Consider the following 16,932-nt stretch of genomic DNA (forward strand, 5'->3'; position numbering starts at 1 on the left):
AAGGAGGAATTGATGGCCTTCGACGGCATCCCCCGCAAGGCCTTCGACTTCTACAAGGAGCTGGAGGCCGACAACACCCGCGAGCACTGGCACGCGCACAAGGCCGACTACGACAGCGCCGTGCGCGGACCGATGCAGGCGCTGCTGGAGGAGCTGGAAGAGGAGTTCGGGGCGGGCAAGCTGTTCAGGCCGCAGCGCGACACCCGGTTCAGCAAGGACAAGTCGCCGTACAAGACGAGCCAGAGCGCCACCGTGGGCGGCCAGGGCCCAGCGGGCTACTACCTGGAACTCGGTGCCGACGGCCTGTTCGTGGGCGCGGGTTTCCACGCCTTCTCCTCCGAGGGCGTCGCCGCCTACCGGGCGGCCGTCGACGACGACAAGTCGGGCCCCGAGGCGCAGAAGATCGTGGACCGGCTGCTCGACCAGGGGTTCTCCCTGGTCGGCGAACGGGTCAAGACCCAGCCCCGCGGCTACAAGGCCGACCACCCGCGCATCGAGCTGATCCGCTACAAGAACCTGGGCGCCGAGAAGCGCATTCCGAAGACCAAGGCGACCGGAGCGCAGGCCCTGCCCGCGGTCCGCGACGCTTGGCGCGACCTCCGTCCTCTGGTGGAATGGCTCTCCGCGCATACCGCGTCCTGAGGCCCCTGGATCGAGGGGGCGGCCCTCCCGGCGCGGGTGCCCTCTTCACGGGACGTGGTCATCTGGTCGGCCGGTGACGCGCGATGACGCCGGCGGCCAGCTCGGCGCCCTGGAACGCGCCGGAGCGGACCCGGCCGGCCAGCGTGCCGGCGACGATCCGGTCGGCCAGGGCGGGCAGATGGCGGGCCAGGAAGAACTCGACGGCTCCCCGCCGGGTGGTCGGCAGGTCGCGGCGCGGGCGCCCGCGCAGGGCGGCGCGGAGCACGGTGCGGACGACGCCCTCCAGGGGCTCGTACCGGCTCATGCCCTCCAGCGAGAGTCCGGCGGCGGCCGTCGAGTCGTGGATGGGGCTCCGCACGGCGGACGGGTACACGCAGGTGACGTCGACATGTGTGCCGATCTCCAGGCGGAGCGCGTCCGCGTACGCCACCAGCGCGCGCTTGGACGCGCCGTACGCGGCCGCCAGCGGCAGCTGCATGACGGCCATCCGCGAAGAGACCATGACGACCCGGCCGCGGGAGGCGACGAGCGCGTCCACGCATGCGGCGGTCACCCGCCAGGTGCCGAGCAGGTTGACGTCGAGCTGGCGGCGGACCTCCGCGCCCGGGGGCAGCTCGGCGGGGGCGGGCCCGCCGATCCCGGCGTTGTTGATCAGCAGGTCGAGGCCGCCGAGCCGGTCGATCGCCTCGGCCACCGCGGCCGGGACGGCGTCGTCGTCGGTGATGTCGCAGGCCAGGACCGTGACCGGATCGTCCTCGCGGGGCTCCAGGTCCAGGCCGACGACGCGGGCGCCGAGTTCGCGCAGCCGGGCGCAGATCGCCCGGCCGAACGTCCCGGACGCGCCGGTGACGAGGACGCGCATGCCGAGGGGATCGCGGCGGGTGCTCATACGAGGGTCTCCTTGGGAGTGAACGGGCGCGCGCCGCGGGCGAGGCGGGCGCGGCCGGCCGCGATCTCGCGGGGCAGGTCGGCGACGTACTGGTCGAAGTCGATGCGCATGTGGGGCCGGGCGTTCTCGCCCCAGCGATTGACGGCGGCGCGCAGGGCGCGGGCGACGGCGCGTTGCTGCTCGTGAGCCGGAGGCAGGGCATAGGAACCTGACAGGTACGCGGCGGCCAGTCTGGCCTGGGCCTCCACCACGGGAAGCGCCGCGCCCGTGGACTGCATCAGGCCGACGAACGCCAGGCTGGGGTCGGCCAGATGGAAGACCCGCTTGTAGAGCGGCAGCCCTTCCGGGTCGGGCCCCAGCCAGCGCGGGGACAGGAACGGGATGCTCACCCGGTAGCCGGTGGCCCACACGATCAGGTCGACGGGGTCGGCGGTCCCGTCGGTGAAGACGACCCGGTCTCCGTCGAGGCGGTCGATCCCGGGGCGCGCGGCCACCTCGCCGTGGGTGAGGCGGTGCAGGATCGTGTCGCTGATCGTGGGGTGGTTCTGGAACAGGCCGCCGGCGGGAGCCGGAAGGCCGTAGCTCTGCGGGGTGCCCACGGCCAGCCGCAGCATGGTCTCGGCGACGCGCTGGCGCAGTCGCCACGGCAGGGGGGCGAGGGCGCCGCCGGTCGCGTCCGACGGGCGGCCGAACAGGTACTTCGGGACGATGTGGACGCCTCGCCGGGCCGAGAGCAGCACCGGGCCTCGGGCCGTGTACGAGGCGTCCACGGCGATGTCCATGGCGGAGTTGCCCATCCCGACGACGAGCACCCGCTTGCCTTGGAAGACGTCGGCGGTGCGGTAGCCGTGGGCGTGCATCTGGACGCCGTCGAACGTCCCGGGATACATCGGCTCCGGGAAGCGCGGATCCCAGTTGTGGCCGTTGGCGACGACCACGGCGTCGTACCGTTCCACGTCCCCGGATTCGGTCGTGACCGTCCACGCTTCGCCGCGGTCGACACGGGTCACGGTGCTGCGGAAGCGGATGTGCTGCGTGAGCCCGAACCTTCCGGCATAGTCGGCCAGGTAGCCGGCGATGTGGTCGGCCGACGGGTAGTCGGGCCATGCCGCGGGCATCGGGAAGTCGGCGAACTCCGTGCGGCCCTTGCTCGTGTTCAGGTGCAGCGAAGCGTAAGCCGGGGAGAGCCCGCTGCTGTTGTCCCTGGCCCACAGCCCGCCGGGCCGGTCGCCCTTCTCGTACGCCACGGCCTCGCAGCCGGCGTCGAGGAGGGTCTTCAGGGTGGCGAGGCCTGCTGCTCCTGCGCCGATCACGGCGACGCGGCGGGGCGGGGCCATGGCGTTCCTCCTCGGGACGTTGTGGCGCTCACCAAACCGTAGGGTCTGCTCCACCGGCCTGGACATGGGCCACGGCACGCCGTTCCGGGCCGAGGTTGTGGGCCGCCACATGGCAAGGCAGCATGAGCGCCATGGACGCACCCGACGGCTGGTCGGCGGTGATCGACCTCATCGAGCGGGTCGTGGGCGAGGAGGACCTGCTGCCGTCGGTGATCGCCGGCGTTCGCACGACGGTGCGGGAGGTCGCGGCGCTGCCCCCGTCCGACATCGCCGGGCACACCCGCGCTCTCCTGGCCGCGGCGACCCGGGCGCTGGCGGCCCGGCGCGGCCCCACCGAGGCCGAGTTGTCCTTCGTGGAGGAGCTCGGCGTCACCCGCGCACGGCAGGGCATACCGATCGAGGCGGTGCTCGCCGCCGTCCACGTCGCCGAACGCGCGATCTGGGCCCGGGCCCGGGAGATCGCCCGCGCCGAGGGGGTCGCCCCCGACCGGCTGCTGGACGCGCGGGAGCTGTACGACGACTGGGCCGAGGCCGTCCGGTCCCGGCTGATCACCTCCCACCGGACCACGCGGGCGGGCGCGGACCCGCGGCCGGGCGACCGGGACGCGGCGATCCTGCGGCGCCTGCTCCAGGGCGGCTCGGCGGCCGCTCTGGCCGTCGCCGAAGCGGGCCTGCCGGCCACCGGCGGGCTGTGGGTGCTCGTCGCCCGGCGCGACGACGCCGCCGTGGCGGAACGGGCCCTGCGGGAGCATCCGCCGGTCCTGTGCGCGGTGGTGAACGACCTGCTCGTCGGGGTGCTGCCCCGAACCCCTCCCCGCGCGCTGGCGGCCGCCGGGCTCGCGGCCGGGCTCGCCGGTCCCGCCGAGCCGGAGGAACTGGCGCCGGTGCGGCGCCTGGCCGTCGCCGCCCTGGCCGCCGCCGAGTCCGCCGGGCGGAGGGGAGTGGTCCACATCGCCGACGTGGCCGTGCTGGCCGCGCTCACGGAACGGGCGGACCTCGCCGCGGTGCTGCTCGACCACCACCTGCCCGCCTGGGCGGCGCTCGGGCCCAATGCCGAGCCGGTGGCGCATGCCGTCCTGGCCTGGCTGGAAAGCGACCGGGACGTCACCGCCGCGGCCGCGAGGCTGTTCGTGCACCCGAACACGGTGCGCAACCGGATCCAGCGCTTCGCCGAGGTGACCGGCGTCGACCCGTTCAGTACCTTCGGCGCCATGAACGCCTGGTGGCTCTGCCGCACCCGGCTCACCGACTCGACCTGACGCTCCCGGCGTCGCCCCAGGTCATTCGGCCGTTCGGGGTCGGGACCTCTGCCTCTATGCGGGCGCTCGAGCCGACCCGACGATGGAGGTGGGAACGGCGCGAGAGGGGGGCCGTCGTGAGAACGAAGCAGTGGAGCTTAGGGATCTACATCAGCGAGGACGACCGGGAGACGCGCGCGCATGCGGTGCTGTTCAGCGGCGGCGACGAGCACACGGCCGGGGACGGCCGGGCACGCCGCAACCCGGTCGATCCCGAGGTGGCGGAGATCGGCGACGAACTCGCCGTGGCACGGGCCCTGGCGGACCTGGCCGGCCGGCTGCACGGCACCGCCGACGAGGACATCGCCCGACTCACGGAAGGGAGAGCCGAGCCGCCGAAGGCCTGGTGACCGCTTCCGGCCGGGAGGGCGGCACGGGCGTTCGAGATCAGGAAGGAGAGCCCACTGGAGGCTGTGGTGCGATGCGACCGACTCAGCGTGAAGGCGGCCCGCGGGACGTGATCGACCCGGTGCTGCAATCCGCTCCCTACGCGGTCCTTACCCTCGACCCGTCGGGGGCCGTCGTCCAGCTCAACGACGCCGCGCGTCTGCTGCTGGGCGTACCGGCGGGGGCAGCGCCCGCCGACGTCGTTCCGGGATGGCTGCGCGACGCCCAGCGGTCACTCGACGGTTCCCTGGCCGCACGAGCCGAACTCGCGGGGCCGGGAGCCGGCCGGCCGGGCCCGGACGCGGTCGCCTGCGGACCGATCGGCGACCGCGTGTTCGACGCCCATCCCGTGCCGGTGGACGGGGCGTGGGGGAGCCCGACGGCCTGGTGGCTCGTCGATGTCACCGAGCAGACGCGGCTGGCCAGGGAACTGGCGGTCGAGCGGGGACGGCAGGCCTTCCTCGCCGAGGCGTCCAGCAAGCTGCTGGCATCGCTCAACCCGGACCGGTGCATGGAGGTGACCGTGCGGCTCGCCGCCCGGCACCTGGCCGATGCGGCCGTGGTGATCGTCCCGCGCTCCGGGAGGCCGGGCCACCCCGTCGCCCGCTGCGGGCCCGACGGGCGGGTCGAGCGGGAGGAACTGGCGATCGACCCGGCGGAGGTCGTGGGTCTGGCCGACGCGATGCGGGCCTTTCCGCCGGTGCCTCCGCGTTGGATCGATCCCCGCACCGCTCCCGACTGGATCGCGCGCCCGGAGCTGGGGGAGCCCCGCGCGATGGTGGTGATCGCGCTTCCGGGCCACGGGGTCGCGGCCGGGGCGCTGATACTGATGCGCCGGTTCGCCCCCGAGGGGTTCTCGGAGGGGGAGGAGCGGACCACCCGCCTGTTCGCGAGCCGTGCCGGCGCGGCACTGTCGGCCGCCCGGCTCTACGCGGAGCAGGCGTCCATCACCGCCACGCTGATGCGCGACCTGCTGCCGCCGCGCACCCAGGAACTGGAGGGCGTGGAGCTGGCGGCGCGCTACCGGCCCTCCGGCGACGAGGACCTGGTCGGCGGCGACTTCTACGACGTGTACCCCGCCGACGCCTCCGACCCGGATGCCGAGTCGCTCGTGGTGGTGGGGGACGTGTGCGGCAAGGGCCTGGAGGCCGCGGTGCTCACCGGCAAGATCCGCAACACGCTGCGGGCCCTGCTGCCGATGGCGGCCGACCACCGGCGCGTGCTGGAGCTGCTCAACGGGACGCTGCTGCAGACCGACTCGACGAGGTTCGTCACGCTCGTGCTCGCCTCGGCCCGCAGGCAGGGCGAGCAGGTCCGGCTGCGGCTGACCAGCGCCGGTCACCCCACCCCGCTGATCGTCCGGACCGACGGGACGGTCGAACCGGCCCGGACCGGAGGCTCTCTGATCGGCGTCCTGGAGGACATCGACTCGACGACCGCGGAGGTGACGCTCGAACCCGGAGACTCCTGCCTGCTGTACACCGACGGGATCACCGAGGCCGTCGGCGGGCCGCTGGGCGAGGAGATGTTCGGCGAGGAGCGGCTGCGCGCCGAACTGCCCCCGTGCGGCGGCATGCCCCCGGAGGCACTGGTGGAGCGGGTGCACATGCTCGCCGCCGAATGGGTCGGACCCGGCCGGCACGACGACATGGCAGTGATCGCCATAACCGCCCCCCGCCCCGCCCGCCCCACCACCACCTGAACGAGCGCTGCGGATCGCTTGCCGGTCAGGGGCGGGCGGGGCCGCGGTAGGGGAGTGTCTGGCTGTAGACGACGCTGGTGGTCGTGCTGCCGAAGCCGGCCAACTCGTCCATCAGTTGCTCCAGATGCGCCATGGAGGTCGCGGCCACCTTCAGCGTGTAGCAGTCGTCTCCGGTGGTGCGCAGGCACTCCAGGATCTCCCGGCGCTCGGCGAGCAGGCGGCGCAGCGGCTGGTGGTGGTTGCCGGGGTACTTCAGCCGGACCAGGGCCAGGACGGGGTAGCCGACCTTGGCCAGATCGACCGTCGCCTGGTAACCGGTGATGACGCCCTGCGCCTCCAGTTGCCGCACCCGTTCGGTGGTGGCCGACGCACTGAGGTTCACGCGCCGTCCCAGCTCGCTGAGGGAGATCCGCGCGTCCTGCTGCAGCTGGTCGATGATCGCCCAGTCGACGTCATCGAGATTCGCGGTCATTCTACGACTTTACCGGCAGATCCCCGGGAAACCGTCGATATGGCCGGTAACAATCGGTTCCGTCCTGGTCGCGGGCCGGGATAGCCTCGCGGGATGCAACTCGGCGTGAACGTACCGAACTTTGGACCTGGAACCGATCCCGGCGTGCTGCGGGAGTGGGTCGGGGTCGTGGAGGGGCTCGGATTCGACCTGCTCATGATGTCGGATCACGTGGCCATCACCCCGGACGTGGCCGAGCAGTACCCGGAGCCGTTCTACGAGCCGTTCACCACGCTGTCCTGGATGGCCGGCATCACCACCAGGGTGCGGTTGGGCACGACCGTGCTCATATTGCCCTACCGGCATCCGCTCCTGGTCGCGCGCATGGCCGGCAACCTCCACGAGCTGAGCGGCGGCAGGCTTGTGCTCGGTGTGGGCGTCGGCTGGGCGCGCCAGGAGTTCGAGGCGCTCGACGTGCCGTTCGCCGAGCGCGGCAGGCTGATGGACGAATACCTGACGGTCCTGAGCGACGCCCTGCCCGCGGACGGTGGAGACGCCGGCCCCTCCGTGCCCATCTGGGTCGGCGGGAACAGCAACGTGGCGATCCGGCGCGCCATCCGCTTCGGCCACCCCTGGCATCCGCTGCGGAGGACCCTCCCGTGGCTTCGCTCGGCCTTGGCGGAGCACTCGCCGCCCGCGTTCGTGCCCCGCATCGTCCTGCAGCTGACCGCCAAGCCCGTCGAGGACGGGGAGCGGCTCGCCGGCGTCGGCACCATCGACCAGATCCTCGACGATCTCGACCAGCTCCGCTCGCTGGGCGCCGAGACCGTCGTCCTCGACCCCTTCGGCGGTGACCCGGAGGAAACTCGCAGGCCCGAAGAGGCCTGGAAGGCGCTCACCGCCGTGGCCACCCACTGGAGCACAAGATGATGATCACCCCTGCCGACGAAGGCTTCCTGCGGCGTGCGATCGCCATCGCGGCCCACGCCGTCACCTTGGGCGACGCACCGTACGGCTCCCTCCTGGTGGGCCCGGACGGGACGATCCTCGTCGAAGCCCACAACACGGTTAAGCGCGACAACGACATCAGCGCCCACCCGGAACTGAAGCTGGCCCGCTGGGCGGCCCGCGAACTCGACTCGCGCACCGCGGCGGACACCACCATGTACACCAGCTGCCAGCCCTGCGGCATGTGCACCGGCGGCATCGCCCGCTCGGGGCTCGGCCGGGTCGTATACGCCCTCGCCACCGAGCAGCTCATCGAACTCAACCCGTCGGGAACCTGGCCGACGGTGCCACAGCACGGCCCGGCCCTGTTCGACGAGGCACGCGTCCCCATCGAAGACTTCCACCGCCTCGGCTCACCGGCTCCACAAGCACCGTCCACCCAAAAGTGAGGCGATAACACGACGAGCCCGCCCACGCCGCCCCGCCGGGCCTGGAACCCGGCGGGGGGGGGCTGTCAGGCGCGGAGGAGGTCGGTGGTGAGGGTGTTCAGTTCTACGGCGCCGTCCTCGCCGACGACCACGGTGCCGCCGAGGTTGGCCAGGCGGCCGTTCAGGACGCAGTTCGGCTCGAACGCGAACGCCATCCCCGGGGCCAGGGGGAGGTTGCTGCCGATGGTGGGCACCTCGGTGAGCAGGCCGTAGTCCGCCGCCTCGGGCAGTTCGCGCAGGCCGCCGCCGAAGCCGCAGACGGTCCCGTAGGGGTCGAGGCCGTGGACGAGCGGGTGCACGTTCCAGCCTCCGGCGTCCTCCACGGGCTGCTTCATCGCGGCGACGACGTCGCCGAAGGTGGCGCCGGGCCGCGTCGCCGCCACCCCGGCGTCGTAGGAGGCGCGCGCCGCCTTGGCGGCCTGCTCGACGTCCGCGTGGACGTCGCCGACCGCGATGGCGACCTGGTGCTGGGACTCGCGCATCCCGTAGGAGCTGAACACCTCCGCCAGGATCACGTCGCCGTCCTCGATGACCCGCGGCGCCTGCGGCCGGTAGGACCACACCGGCGGACCCCAGCAGGCGAAGCCGGGCCCGGACTGGATCAGCATGCCCGGCGCGGCGACGCCGAGCCGGAATCCGGCGGCCATGCCCGCCGCGTACACGTCCGCCTCGGTCGCGCCGGGCCGTGCCGCCTCCAGCATCGCCGCCGCCATCGCCTCGCCGGCGTCCGCCGCGTGGCGGAGCGCGGCCAGCTCCTCCTCGGACTGGACGAGCGTCCGGAGCAGGAAGCTCAGCCAGACGGGCTTGAACGTCGCGTCCGGGAGCTGCTCCAGAACCGTCGACCACAGCCCGTGCGGCATGATCGGGTTGAAGTGGAACGGCGGGTACGGCTCCAAGCCGATCACGCCGATCGCCGCCCGCTCCAGGCCATGCTCCTTGAGCACCTCGACCACGCCGGGCGCGTGCTTGGCGACGCGCATGTTGCGCGGCTCGGTCCAGCACGCCTCACCGCGGCGGCGGGCCTCGATGTGGTCGGCGATGTGCATCGGCGACCACACCAGCGAGATCGGGTCGGCGTCCCGGGGGAACACCACGATGGCGCCGGGCCGCTCGTTGGTGAAGTAGACGTCCGGTGCGAACGGCGCGGGACCGCTCGACTCGTGCTCGCCGTAGACCACGAGCGCCTCGACGCCCTCGGCGTCCATCAGCTCGCGCGCCAGCGCCCAGCGCCGGTCCCGCTCGGCGGTCGAATAGCCGGGAACTCCTGCGGTCATCGTGCTCTCCTCGCGTTGGCCTTCCTGCTGGTCAGAACGCTACGGAGCGGGAGATGCCGAGGAATCGGTCGAATTACCGGTACCTGGTTGGCGGGCACGCGCACGACCTCAGTACGTTCCTCCCATGATGGTCGGTCGTGAGGCGGAACAGGCCGTTCTCGACGGACTGCTCGACGAGGCCCGCGCAGGCCGCAGCGGCGCCCTGGTGCTGCGCGGCCAGCCGGGTATCGGCAAATCCGCGCTGCTGGAGTACGCCGTCGCGCGGGCGGACGGGCTGCGCGTCCTCCGCACCGCCGGGATCGAGTCCGAGGCGGAGCTGCCGTTCGCCGGGCTGCACCTGCTGCTCGGGCCCGTCCTCGACCGGGTCGACGTCCTCCCCGAACGGCAGGCCGCGGCGCTGCGCAGCGCGTTCGGGCTCGGTCCCGCCGGGCAGGACGGCCCGCTGCTCGTCGGGCTCGCGGTGCTGTCGCTGCTCGCCGACCTGGCCCCGCTGCTGTGCGTCGTGGACGACGCGCAGTGGCTCGACCAGGCGTCCGCCGAAGCGCTCACCTTCGCCGCACGGCGGGTCCAGCGCGAGGGCGTGGTACTGCTGTTCGCCGTCCGCGGCGGCGGCCGCACCCGCTTGGACGGGATGCGCGAGCTGCCGCTGTGGGGGCTGGACGGCCGGGCGTCCGCCGCGCTGATCGCCGAGCACGCCGCCGACCTCGCGGGGCACGTCCGGGACCGGGTCCTCGCCGAGTCCGAGGGCAACCCGCTGGCGATCATCGAGCTGCCCGCCGCGCTCACCCCCGAGCAGCGCGGCGGTGCGATACCGCCGCTGTCGTACAACCTCGGCGCTTTTCCGCTCACCGACCGCGTGCGCCGCGCGTTCGGCGCGCAGGCCGCCCGGCTGGACGAGGGGACCCGCACGCTGCTGCTCGTCGCGGCCGTCGAGGAGACCGGCGACCTCGACGTCGTACTGCGCGCGGCGGGGGCCCTCGGCGCCCCGCCGTCCGCGCTGGAGCAGGCCGAACGCTCGGGCCTGCTGTCGTTCACCGGGATGGCGGCCGCCTTCAAGCACCCGCTCGTGCGGGCGGCGGTCGTCCAGGAGGCGCCGCTGGCCCGCCGGCTGGCCGCGCACCGGGCGCTCGCCGATGCGCTCGGCGAGCAGCACCCCGACCGCCGGGCCTGGCATCTCGCCGCGGCGGCGACCGGGCCGGACGAGCCGATCGCCGCCGGGCTGGCGGACACCGCCGAGCAGGCCGCGGCGCGGGGCGGGTACGCCGCGCAGACCGCCGCGCTGGAGCGCGCGGCCGAGCTCACCCCCGACCCGGCGCGGCAGGCCGGCCGGCTCGTCGGCGCGGCCGAGGCCGCGCTGCTGGCGGGCGACCTCGCGCGCGCGGCGCAGATCGCGCGCCGCGCGGGCCGGGCCACCGCCGACGCCGCGCTCACCGCACGCCTGGCCCACGTCCGGGCCGGAGTCGAGTTCGAGCGCGGGTCACCGCTCGCCGCCGCGGCGATCCTGCTCACGGGCGCCGACCCGATCGCGGACCGGCGGCCGGCCGAGGCCGCGCGGATGCTGGCGGAGGCCGTCCGGAACAGCTACTTCGGCGGCGATCCGGCACTCGCCCGCCGCGCCGCCGACCGGCTGCTCGACGTGGTCGGCGAAACTCCCGGCGCGGTGGCGCTCGGCGGTCTCGCCCGGCTCATGGCGGGCGACCCGGCCGAGGCGATGCCGCGCATGCGCGTCCTGCTCGCCGAGGCCGGGCGCGGCGGGGTGACCGGCACCGGGGAGCGGGTGATCGCCGGGGCGATGGGCATGCTGACCGGCGACGACGAGGCGGCACTGGCGATCTACGAGCCGCTCGTCGCGGACGCGCGCGACACCGGGCAGATCGGCTGGCTGCCGAACGCGCTGGAGCACCTGGCCGTGACGGAGATGTTCCTCGGCCGCCGCAGGGACGCCGTCGTGCACGCTGAAGAGGGCGTGCGGCTGGCCGAGAGCACCGGGCAACTGCACCGTGTCGACCATCTGCGCTGCGTGCTGGCCTGGGCGGCGGCGCTCGCCGGGGACGAGGACGCCTGCCGGTCGCTCGCCGAACCGGCCATCGCCCGCGCCCGGACGGCCGGGATCGCCCGCACCGCCGCCTGGGGCTCGATGGCGCTCGCCCTGCTCGACCTCGGCCACGGCCGGCACGCCCGCGCCCTCGACCGGCTGGAGGCGGCCTCCCGCGGAACCGGAGACGGCCCGCTCGGCCTGATGAACCTGGTCCACTTCGCGGGCGACCAGGTCGAGGCCGCCGTCCGCGCCGGGCAGCCGGAGCGGGCGGACGAGGCGCTCGCGCGGTTCGAGGGCTGGAGCGTCGCGTCGGAGCAGCCGTGGGCGGCGGGCGTCCTGCTCCGCTGCCGCGCGCTCCTGACCACGGTCGAGGACGCAGGACGGTACTTCGCCGAGGCGGTGCGGGCGCACGCCAAAGGCGGCCGGCCGTTCGAGCGGGCGCGGACCGAGCTCCTGTACGGCGAGTGGCTGCGCCGGGCCCAGCGCAAGGCCGAGGCGCGCTCGCTTCTGCGTCCGGCCCTGGAGGCATTCGAGGGGATGGGCGCGGCACCGTGGGCCGAACGTGCCAGGGCCGAACTCCGGGCGACCGGCGAGGCGGGCACGAGCACCCGCGACGACTCCGCCCTCGACCGGCTCACCCCGCAGGAACTGCAGGTCGTCCGGCTTGCCGCCCAGGGCCTGTCCAACCGCGACATCGCGGCCCAGCTGTTCCTGAGCCCCCGCACCATCGGCCACCACCTGTACCGCGCCTACCCGAAACTGGGCGTCTCTTCCCGCAGCGAACTCCCCCGCCTAGGCCTCTAACCCCCCGGCGACAAGCGATCGCCCAAGCTCGCTCCGTTCCACGCCACAGGAGTAAACGGCGAGCGAACGTTGCCCCTGGGCGGCGCGCAGTTGCGAATTCTGTGAGGATCCGAGGCGCAGGTCGACGATATGGAAGCCGCCGTCGAGTTCGCGCACTCGAAGAAGGATTAAAGGCCTGCTTCGGAAGCACAATCCGGCTTCCACTCGATGGTCGCTCCTGCTATTCCCTCTTTGTTACTTGTTGATAACTATCACTCTCAGTGGTGGCCCGCGATTGTCGGCGCGAACTGTTTCGGCAAGGACGTGCAGGTCATGAGGTCGGGTTACCGAGAATCGAGTGATGTAGATCACAATTACTTGATCGTTCCGACTCTTCCGCGCCGCGATTGGTCACGTTACGTTAAAGCGACTTTATTGGGGCTTTATGTGGGCGGGAGACCTCTGTGGCCTTTTTGGGTCGTTTTCTGGCGCAAAAGTCCAGGTCTCATCGTGTCCGAAGTCGGCCGTTCACCGTAGCCGCTGCGGCTACGGCGCTCGCTTTGGCGCTGCCGTTGTCGCTGGTGCCGCTTCCTGGCGCCGCCGCCCCCATTTCCGCAGCTCAGGCGAAGGAGGCGCCGCAGGCGGCGCCCTCTCAGGGTGAGGCGGTGACGACTGCGCTGAAGACGAAGCGACCCGTCACCGTCACCTCGATGACCGGCCCGCAACGCGAGGTGCGCGCCCTGCCGGACGGCCGCTTGGAAGCGACGATGAGCGCCCGCCCTGTCCGCACCCTGCGTGACGGGAAGTGGGTGCCGATCGACACCAAGTTGCGGCGGCGCGCCGATGGCATGCTCGCTCCAGGCGCGACAACCGTCGGTCTGGCGCTTTCCGGTGGAGGCGCAGGCCCGTTGGTGACGATGAGCCGAGCCGGGCGCGCCATGTCCCTGACCTGGCCACATGGCGCACTTCCGCCGCCGGTCGTGGATGGTGAAGCGGCGACCTATCAGAATGTCCTCCCGGACGTGGACTTGGTAGTGCGGGCCAAGCCCAGTGGGTTCAGTCACGTTCTGGTCGTCAAAACCCCAGCGGCTGCACGGGACCCGAGGCTGGCCACGGTCCAGATGGGCTTGAGAGCCGACCGGATGAATGCCGAGGCCGGCAAGGCCGGTGGTCTTCGGATGGTGGATCAGGCGGCGGGGGGGACGGTCTTCAAGGCCGCCGAGCCCATGATGTGGGACTCCTCAGGGAAGGGCGCCGGCGCCGGCGTCCGGAAGACTACTCGCGCCGAGCGCGCCCACGCCGCCGAGGCCCCGGCTGACAGTGTGAAGCGCGGCCGCATCAGGATGTCCGCAGGACGGGGGAAGCTGACCCTCGTCCCCGATGCGGGCCTGCTCACCGGGGCCGATACGACGTTTCCGCTGTACATCGACCCGGACTGGCAGGGGCCGGGGGAGTCGGCTGCGGTCATGGTGTCGACCAAGTACACCGACTCCTCCTGGGAGGACGAGGGGATGGGGTACTGCTCGGACGCCGACCCGTACATGGGCGGACAGTGTGGCGGCACCATCACCAAGCGGCTGTTCTACAAATTCGTCCTCCCCTCGGCCGTCATGCGGACCAACGTCTTGTGGGCGGAGTTCAAGCCGTACCAGACCGGCGCCTACAACTGCACCGCCGCCGCGGCACAGGTCTGGAAGACCAAGGGTGTCAGCGGTTCGACGAGTTGGGGGACGCAGGCCGCCTCCGGGTTCTGGCAGCGCAAGCTGGTGGAAAAGAGCTTCAACTACGGCAACGAGGGCGTCGGCTGCGCGAACAATACGGTGGTGCTGTCCAGCGAGACCCTCAAGACGGAGGTAGGCAACACGGCCAATGGCAGCGGCACTCTCTGGCTCGGCCTGAAGGCGACCAATGAGGGCAGCACCACGGGCTGGAAGAGATTCAACAACGATGCCGTTCTCCGCGTCCTGTACAACCTGCCGCCCAAGACTCCGACCAACGTTCACCTGGAGGGCGAGGGAGGCACTTACCCGTGCGGGACGAACGACGTGTCGTCCATGCCCCGCCTGCGGGTCTGGCCCACCATGGCCGCCAAGATCGCCGACCCGCAGGGCAGCGACCGCGTCCAGGCCGAGTTCATGATCGGTTGGGGCGACTCCAACGGGGCCGGCTTCTCCTGGAAGATCGGGGCTGCGCCGGCCCCTGACTCGACGCCCGTCTACTCCGGCGGCGGTAACTCCGGGCAGGTGTTCACCAAGGCCATGAGCGCCCTGGCGTCATCTCGTGGTATCCCGAAGAACGTCCCGCTCGCTTGGACCGTCCGAGGACACGACTTCAAGGACGGACTGGAGAACGACGACTGGCACAACTGGCTCGGCGCGGGTTACTGGGCCGACGCCCCGACCAATGTCGGTGGCTTGGGGCACAAGTGCTGGTTCGTCTACGACGACGCCAGCCCACCGCCGCCGATCGTCACGTCCGCCAAATACCCCGCCAACGCCATCGAGCACGACGGGGTGGGACAGCCCGGTGACTTCACCATCACCGCGGCACCCGGCAGTGAACCGATCGTGAAGTTCGGCTACCAGTTCACCCCGCCCGGCCGCCCGGCCGAACCGATCGCCTGGCTGACGCTCGGGCAGACGCCCGGCTGCACCACGACGGCCTGCACCTTTACCAAGACACCAGACGTTCGCGGCGACTGGAAGTTGAACGTGCACGCCGTCGACCGGGCCGGCCGCTCCGGTACCGCCCCCGACTACACCTTCCGTGTCCGCCGTATTGCCAGCGAAGAGGCGCATTGGAAACTCGACGATCCCGCCGGGACGGTCAAGCTCCGAGAGGAGATCGCAGCAAATAACACCTTCACTGCCGTCAACGTCAAGACCGGCAAATGCCTGAACGTCGAAGGCGGTCAATCGGCGCCCGGGACGCACATCATGCAGTGGGACTGCGACGGCGTCGACTGGGAACGCTGGAAACTCAACGAGGTCGACGCCAACACCTACACCTTTGTCAGCAAGATGAGCGACAAGTGCCTCGACATCGAAGGGACACCTGCGTCCACCGCCGACGGCGCTCATGCCATTCAGTCCGAGTGCGCGGAGGTGTCCAGCCAGCGGTTCCAGCGCGTCGAGCAGGCGGACGGCGTCTTCCTCCTCAAACCCACACATAGCAACAAGTGCCTGACCATCGATGGTGAATCGATGGACAACCGCGCGCATGTCCTCCAGCAGACCTGCACCGGCTCGCAGTGGGAGCAGTGGCGCCTCCTTTCGGTGAACGAGGCGAGCATGGTCGGAACCGACTACACGCTGGGTACTCCGGCGAGGGTCGGGTCGTCGTCGCTGAAGCTGAACGCCGACGCTGACCCCGCGACCACGGGCTACGCCGAGACCAAACTGCCCTTGTTGGATCCGACGAAGAACTATGCGATATCGGCGTGGGCGAAACTGGCTGCCAAGGGCGGTGTCTCCACCATCGCCTCCCAGGACGCCGACGTCGCAAGCTCGATGTACCTCCAGTACTCGCCCATCGACGATCGGTGGGCATTCTCCGGAGTGCTCGGAGACAAGACCGATGCGCCCGGGGTCAGAGCCCTGTCGGCGCAGCCCCCGGTAGTCGGGCAGTGGACGCACCTGGTCGGCGTCTACGACGCATCGGCCAAAACGATCGGCCTGTACGTCGATGGCAAGCTTGAACAGACCACGTCCTACGACGGGGACCAGTGGGCGGGCGTGAACCGCGGCGCCTTCGCGATCGGCCGCGCCAAGTACAACGGCGTCAAAACCGACTTCTTCCGGGGCGAGATCGATGATGTCCGGGTGTTCGACCGGGCCGTCACCGCCCAGGACGTCGCTGGGTGGTACCGCTCCACCGTCCAAGCCCGCTGGAGACTCTCGGCCGCCCCGACCAACGGAGTAGTTCCGGACGACTCCGGCGCCGGCCACGATCTCACCCTGTACGGCGGCGCTGAGATCAAGACCGATGGTGAGACCTGCAACCAACTCGACGGTGGCTGCCTGGTGCTCCACGGCGCCAACACCTCTGGCGTCGGCGAATGGGCCAGGACGGCGCTGCCCGTAGTCCGCACCGACGGAAGTTTCTCGGTCGCCGGCTGGGTGGACGCTGTGAAACCGACCGTCCCGATGACCGTCTTCTCATTGGCTGGAAACACCCAGAACGCCTTCACCGTGCGCTTCAACCCGAAGGCGGCCAAGAACCCGAACTGGGACCCCGACCGAGACGACCCCGCCGACGAATGGGTCGGCCGCTGGGAGATCGAGGCGTCCGTCACCGACGCCCTCGGAACCACCCGGGTCACCGCCTACCAGTCGCAGTCCTGCAACATCTGCACCGACTCCGGCCCTGATCACCTCGCGCTGGTCTACGACGCGGAGACCGACACGATGACCCTCTACGTCAACGGCAACACGAGTGCCGAATCGTCGAAGACCGGGGTCATCGGGTTCAACGCACCAGGCCCTGTGCAGATCGGCCGCCGCTTCGCCGATGGCAAGACCACCGACAACGACCCCAGCCGCGAGTACTTCGCCGGGCTTGTCCGCGACGTATGGCTGGTCAAGGGCGCCCTCGCCCCGCACGAGGTGCTGCCGTTGGCCAACCTTCAGCAGATCGACACCCCCTACGGAAACCCGCCTCTGCCTCAGTCCTACGACTGACGGCGGTGAGCGGGGC

General features: G+C 71.6%; 12 protein-coding genes. 8 read left to right on the top strand and 4 right to left on the bottom strand.

Annotated features, from left to right (window positions below):
- The first annotated feature begins 12 nt into the window (after positions 1-12).
- The gene (locus tag ABWI07_RS10375; protein ID WP_149261383.1) at positions 13-642 is read left to right on the top strand and encodes a DUF2461 domain-containing protein; all 630 of its coding nucleotides are present in this window, start codon (positions 13-15) and stop codon (positions 640-642) included.
- Between the two features lie 58 nt (positions 643-700).
- On the opposite strand, the gene ABWI07_RS10380 is transcribed toward ABWI07_RS10375, so the two are convergent.
- Together ABWI07_RS10380 and ABWI07_RS10385 are read right to left on the bottom strand one after the other, a co-directional pair.
- Positions 701-1,531: an SDR family NAD(P)-dependent oxidoreductase gene (locus ABWI07_RS10380; RefSeq protein WP_353818375.1), complete on the bottom strand. Its 831-nt coding sequence runs from the start codon at positions 1,529-1,531 to the stop codon at positions 701-703.
- Entirely contained in the window at positions 1,528-2,868 is a 1,341-nt protein-coding gene (locus ABWI07_RS10385) for a flavin-containing monooxygenase (protein ID WP_353818376.1), read from the bottom strand. The genes ABWI07_RS10380 and ABWI07_RS10385 overlap by 4 nt, the downstream gene beginning before the upstream one ends.
- Positions 2,869-2,999: 131 nt before the next feature.
- Here ABWI07_RS10385 and ABWI07_RS10390 point away from each other — a divergent pair, with 131 nt between their 5' ends.
- From ABWI07_RS10390 to ABWI07_RS10400, 3 genes are all read left to right on the top strand, one after another.
- Positions 3,000-4,127, top strand: a complete 1,128-nt coding sequence (locus ABWI07_RS10390) for a helix-turn-helix domain-containing protein (protein ID WP_149261385.1) — start codon at positions 3,000-3,002, stop codon at positions 4,125-4,127.
- Between the two features lie 116 nt (positions 4,128-4,243).
- Complete coding sequence (locus ABWI07_RS10395; RefSeq protein WP_235037053.1) at positions 4,244-4,516, top strand: DUF1876 domain-containing protein; 273 nt, start codon at positions 4,244-4,246, stop codon at positions 4,514-4,516.
- 71 nt (positions 4,517-4,587) lie between these two features.
- Positions 4,588-6,255, top strand: coding sequence for a SpoIIE family protein phosphatase (locus tag ABWI07_RS10400; RefSeq protein ID WP_353818377.1), 1,668 nt, complete (start codon positions 4,588-4,590; stop codon positions 6,253-6,255).
- Positions 6,256-6,280: 25 nt separating this feature from the next.
- Here ABWI07_RS10400 and ABWI07_RS10405 read toward each other — a convergent pair whose 3' ends face one another.
- Positions 6,281-6,727, bottom strand: coding sequence for an Lrp/AsnC family transcriptional regulator (locus ABWI07_RS10405; RefSeq protein ID WP_149261388.1), 447 nt, complete (start codon positions 6,725-6,727; stop codon positions 6,281-6,283).
- A 93-nt stretch (positions 6,728-6,820) separates the two neighbouring features.
- Between ABWI07_RS10405 and ABWI07_RS10410 the strand changes: the two genes are divergently transcribed.
- Together ABWI07_RS10410 and ABWI07_RS10415 are read left to right on the top strand one after the other, a co-directional pair.
- Complete coding sequence (locus ABWI07_RS10410) at positions 6,821-7,636, top strand: LLM class flavin-dependent oxidoreductase (protein WP_353818378.1); 816 nt, start codon at positions 6,821-6,823, stop codon at positions 7,634-7,636.
- Positions 7,633-8,103, top strand: coding sequence for a nucleoside deaminase (locus ABWI07_RS10415; RefSeq protein ID WP_353818379.1), 471 nt, complete (start codon positions 7,633-7,635; stop codon positions 8,101-8,103). Before ABWI07_RS10410 ends, ABWI07_RS10415 begins: the two co-directional genes overlap by 4 nt.
- Positions 8,104-8,168: 65 nt before the next feature.
- On the opposite strand, the gene ABWI07_RS10420 is transcribed toward ABWI07_RS10415, so the two are convergent.
- Positions 8,169-9,416, bottom strand: coding sequence for a M24 family metallopeptidase (locus ABWI07_RS10420; RefSeq protein ID WP_353818380.1), 1,248 nt, complete (start codon positions 9,414-9,416; stop codon positions 8,169-8,171).
- 124 nt (positions 9,417-9,540) lie between these two features.
- Here ABWI07_RS10420 and ABWI07_RS10425 point away from each other — a divergent pair, with 124 nt between their 5' ends.
- Together ABWI07_RS10425 and ABWI07_RS10430 are read left to right on the top strand one after the other, a co-directional pair.
- Positions 9,541-12,258 carry a helix-turn-helix transcriptional regulator gene (locus tag ABWI07_RS10425; protein WP_353818381.1) on the top strand — a complete coding sequence of 906 codons (2,718 nt, stop codon included), beginning with the start codon at positions 9,541-9,543 and terminating at the stop codon, positions 12,256-12,258.
- 539 nt (positions 12,259-12,797) lie between these two features.
- Positions 12,798-16,916: a LamG-like jellyroll fold domain-containing protein gene (locus ABWI07_RS10430; RefSeq protein WP_149261393.1), complete on the top strand. Its 4,119-nt coding sequence runs from the start codon at positions 12,798-12,800 to the stop codon at positions 16,914-16,916.
- Positions 16,917-16,932: the final 16 nt, after the last annotated feature.

The organism is Actinomadura sp. NPDC000600 (assembly GCF_040492135.1).
Taxonomy (GTDB): domain Bacteria; phylum Actinomycetota; class Actinomycetes; order Streptosporangiales; family Streptosporangiaceae; genus Spirillospora.

Excerpts from the sequence above, each read along its gene's own strand:
- ABWI07_RS10380 (WP_353818375.1), bottom strand. The coding sequence starts at position 1,531 with ATGAGCACCCGCCGCGATCCCCTCGGCATGCGCGTCCTCGTCACCGGC.
- ABWI07_RS10390 (WP_149261385.1), top strand. The coding sequence starts at position 3,000 with ATGGACGCACCCGACGGCTGGTCGGCGGTGATCGACCTCATCGAGCGG.
- ABWI07_RS10400 (WP_353818377.1), top strand. The coding sequence starts at position 4,588 with ATGCGACCGACTCAGCGTGAAGGCGGCCCGCGGGACGTGATCGACCCG.
- ABWI07_RS10420 (WP_353818380.1), bottom strand. The coding sequence starts at position 9,416 with ATGACCGCAGGAGTTCCCGGCTATTCGACCGCCGAGCGGGACCGGCGC.
- ABWI07_RS10375 (WP_149261383.1), top strand. The coding sequence starts at position 13 with ATGGCCTTCGACGGCATCCCCCGCAAGGCCTTCGACTTCTACAAGGAG.
- ABWI07_RS10410 (WP_353818378.1), top strand. The coding sequence starts at position 6,821 with ATGCAACTCGGCGTGAACGTACCGAACTTTGGACCTGGAACCGATCCC.
- ABWI07_RS10425 (WP_353818381.1), top strand. The coding sequence starts at position 9,541 with ATGATGGTCGGTCGTGAGGCGGAACAGGCCGTTCTCGACGGACTGCTC.
- ABWI07_RS10385 (WP_353818376.1), bottom strand. The coding sequence starts at position 2,868 with ATGGCCCCGCCCCGCCGCGTCGCCGTGATCGGCGCAGGAGCAGCAGGC.
- ABWI07_RS10405 (WP_149261388.1), bottom strand. The coding sequence starts at position 6,727 with ATGACCGCGAATCTCGATGACGTCGACTGGGCGATCATCGACCAGCTG.
- ABWI07_RS10415 (WP_353818379.1), top strand. The coding sequence starts at position 7,633 with ATGATGATCACCCCTGCCGACGAAGGCTTCCTGCGGCGTGCGATCGCC.